Source organism: Methylobacterium crusticola (assembly GCF_003574465.1).
Taxonomy (GTDB): Bacteria; Pseudomonadota; Alphaproteobacteria; order Rhizobiales; family Beijerinckiaceae; genus Methylobacterium; species Methylobacterium crusticola.
On sequence record NZ_KZ984682.1, the window covers coordinates 1 to 3,076 of the forward strand.

Annotated in this window: 3 protein-coding genes and 2 pseudogenes; all 5 read right to left on the reverse strand. The window is 73.8% G+C overall.

Annotation, left to right across the window (positions count from 1 at the left end; all coding sequences use genetic code 11):
- A pseudogene (locus DT057_RS05835) lies at nucleotides 1-191 on the reverse strand (hypothetical protein); the annotation flags it as partial.
- On the reverse strand, nucleotides 188-1,092 hold a 905-nt coding region (locus DT057_RS05840), incomplete at its 5' end, for an LLM class flavin-dependent oxidoreductase (RefSeq protein WP_244937360.1). The gene DT057_RS05840 and the pseudogene DT057_RS05835, both read right to left, overlap by 4 nt.
- Before the next feature lies 1 nt (nucleotide 1,093).
- Nucleotides 1,094-1,240 (reverse strand): annotated as a pseudogene (locus DT057_RS36630) (pyrimidine utilization protein A); the annotation flags it as partial.
- 126 nt (nucleotides 1,241-1,366) lie between these two features.
- A complete protein-coding gene (locus DT057_RS05845; RefSeq protein WP_128561149.1) occupies nucleotides 1,367-2,149 on the reverse strand; it encodes an ABC transporter permease in 783 nt (260 codons plus the stop codon).
- Nucleotides 2,146-3,076 (reverse strand): ABC transporter permease (locus DT057_RS05850; RefSeq protein ID WP_420870305.1); only part of this gene is annotated, 931 nt, incomplete at its 5' end. The genes DT057_RS05850 and DT057_RS05845, both read right to left, overlap by 4 nt.

Consider the following 3,076-nt stretch of genomic DNA (forward strand, 5'->3'; position numbering starts at 1 on the left):
GGCGGCAGCGCCAGGGCCGGGGCCGGGGCCGCGCGGGCCGGGGCGGCCGCGGCGAGGCGCCGCTCCGCCCAGGACGGCTCGGGCGCGGCCGCCTCCCAGGCGGAGGGCAGGTCGTGCGCCGGCCCGGCGGCCGGGACGGTGCCGGCCAGGATGGTGCGGGCGATGTCCGCGTCGGAGACCGGGGCGCTCACGCGGCGATCTCCGCCCGGGCCGCCCGGCAGGCCATCAGCGGCTGCACCCGGGTGCCGAACGCCTCGAGCCCGGCGAGGAAGTCGTCGAAGGTCAGCATGATGCCCTTCACGCCCGGGATCGCCGCCACCTCGTCGAGCATCGCCGCCACCTTGGCGTGGGAGCCGACGAGCGTGCCCATGTTGAAGTTCACCGCCCCCTCCGGGAGGTTCATCCAGGTCGCGGTGGATTCGGCGGTGGCGTTGACGTCCTGGTTGCTCTGGTCGAGCATCCAGGCGAGCGCCGCGACGTCGGCGCCCTGCCGGTAGGCCAGCCACTTCGCCTCGGCGGCCGCGTCGGTCTCCTCGGCGATCACCATGAACAGCACGTAGGAGCCGACGTCGCGGCCGGTCCTGGCCGCCGCCTCGACCAGCCGCCCGCAGGTCGGCCCGCAGGCCGCCGGCGTGTTGACGCCCGCCCCCAGGACGAAGTTGTAGTCGGCGTGCGCGGCGGCGAATTCCATGCCCCGGCCGCTCTGGCCGGCGGCCACGACGGCGATCGGGCCGGAGGGCACGGGCTTCATCATGCAGCCGTCCATCCGGAAATGCGCGCCCTTGAAGTCCGAGGCGCCGGTCGCCCACAGCTCCCGCATGACCTGGACGTACTCCGTCGCGTAGTCGTAGCGGTAGCCGAAATAGGCGTCGCCCGGCCACAGGCCCATCTGGTCGTACTCGGCCTTCTGCCAGCCCGACACGATGTTCACCCCGAAGCGGCCCGGCGCGATCGAGTCGATGGTGGTGGCCATGCGGGCGACGAGGGCCGGCGGCAGCGTCAGCACCGCCGTCGAGGCGAAGAGCCGGATCCGCCGGGTCACCGCCGCGAGCCCCGCCATCAGGGTGAACGACTCGAGGTTGTAATCCCAGANGATCATCGACAGGGCGAAGTCGAGGCCGAATCCCTCCGCCTTCTGGACGATGGCTTTGTTCAGCTCGAAGCTCGGCCTGTACTGGGGGGCTGCCTCCGAGATCAACCAGCCGTTGTTGCCGATCGGGATGAAGACGCCGACGTCCATGGCTCGGGCTCCTCGTGTTGCGCGTGCGGCGGGCGCCGCCGGGAGCGTGGTGCAGGATCGGGGCCGGTTCGGGGCGGGACCGGTCCGCGGGCCGCCGCTCCCGGCGCGGGGCGGCGGCCCGCCCGGTCAGCGCGCGCCCCGCCGCGCCGTCAGCAGCGAGGCCGCCAGGACCGCGAGGCTCACCGTCCCGATCAGCAGGGTCGAGATCGCGTTGATCTCCGGCGTCACCCCGAGGCGGACCTGGCTGTAGAGGCGCATCGGCAGGGTGGTGGCGCCGGGGCCGGAGACGAAGCTCGCGATCACGAGGTCGTCCATCGACAGCGTGAAGGCGAGGAGGAAGCCGGCGACCACCGCGGGCGCGATGAGCGGCAGGGTCACGGTGGCGAACACCGCCGCGGGCGCGGCGCCGAGGTCGGCCGCGGCCTCCGCCAGCGCCCGGTCGAGGGTGCGCAACCGCGCCTGCACCACCACCGCCACGAAGGAGAGCGTGAAGGTCGCGTGCGCGATCACGACCGTCCAGAGGCCGCGCTCGACGCCGAGGCCGACGAACAGCAGGAGCAGGGAGAGCCCGGTGATCACCTCCGGCATCACCATGGGCGCGTAGACGAGGCCGGTGAACAGCGCCCGGCCCGGGATGCGGCGCCCGTCGAGGGCGAGGGCCGCCAGGGTGCCGAGCACGGTGGCGAGGCCCGCCGACGCGACGGCGACCTTCAGGGTCACGAGGGCCGCCGCCACGAGGGCGCTGTCGGCCAGGAGGGCGGCGTACCAGCGCGTCGAGAACCCGGCCCAGACCGTGACCAGCCGGGAGGCGTTGAAGGAGTAGGCCACCAGGAGGAGGATCGGCCCGTACAGGAAGGCGAGGCCGAGGGCGAGGGCGATCCAGGCGAGCGGGTGGGGCCGCGCGCTCATTCCGGCCGCTCCAGCCGCCGCGCCTCGGCCTCGCGGAAGAACACCACCGGCCCGGCGACGATCGCCAGCATCATCACCGCCACCGCGGAGGCGAGGGGCCAGTCGCGGTTGGAGAAGAACTCGCTCCACAGCACCCGGCCGAGCATCAGGGTGTCGGCGCCCCCGAGGAGGTCCGGGATGATGAACTCCCCGATGATGGGGATGAAGCACAGGAGCGCCCCGGCGGCGAGCCCGGGCAGCGACAGCGGCAGCGTCACGGTCCGGAAGGCGCACAGGCGCGTCGCCCCGAGGTCGCGGGCGGCCTCGACGAGGCCGCGGTCGAGGCGCTCGAGCACCGCGTAGAGCGGCAGCACCATGAAGGGCAGGTAGGCGTAGACCACCCCGATCATCACCGCCGCCGGCGTGTTGAGGATCGCGAGCGGCCGGGCGACGAGCCCCAGGGCGAGGAGCGCCTGGTTGAGCAGGCCGTCGCCCTTGAGGATCGCGATCCAGGCGTAGACCCGGATCAGGAAGCTGGTCCAGAACGGGATCACCATGAGGGCGACGAGGAGCGGCTGCAGGCCCCGCGGCGCCCGCGCCATGGCGTACGCGATGGGGTAGCCGACCGCGACCAGGATCAGGGTCGCCGCGAGCGCGACCGCGAGGGAGGTCAGCCCGGCGTCGAGGTAGAGCGGGTCGGAGACGAGGGTGCGGTAGTTCTCGAAGTCGAGGGCCTCCAGCACGTCGGCCCAGCCGGCCATGCCGGCCTCCCAGTCCACGACCGGCGTGTAGGGCGGGAGCGCGGTCGCCGGGTCCGAGAGGCTGATCTTCAGGACGATCAGGAACGGCACGCCGAAGAAGGCGGCGAGCCACAGGAAGGGCGCCGCCGGCAGGCCGAGCCGGCGCAGGGCCGCCGCGCGGGGCCGCCGCGCCGCGCGGGGAAGGCGC

Excerpts from the sequence above, each read along its gene's own strand:
- DT057_RS05845 (WP_128561149.1), bottom strand. The coding sequence starts at position 2,149 with ATGAGCGCGCGGCCCCACCCGCTCGCCTGGATCGCCCTCGCCCTCGGC.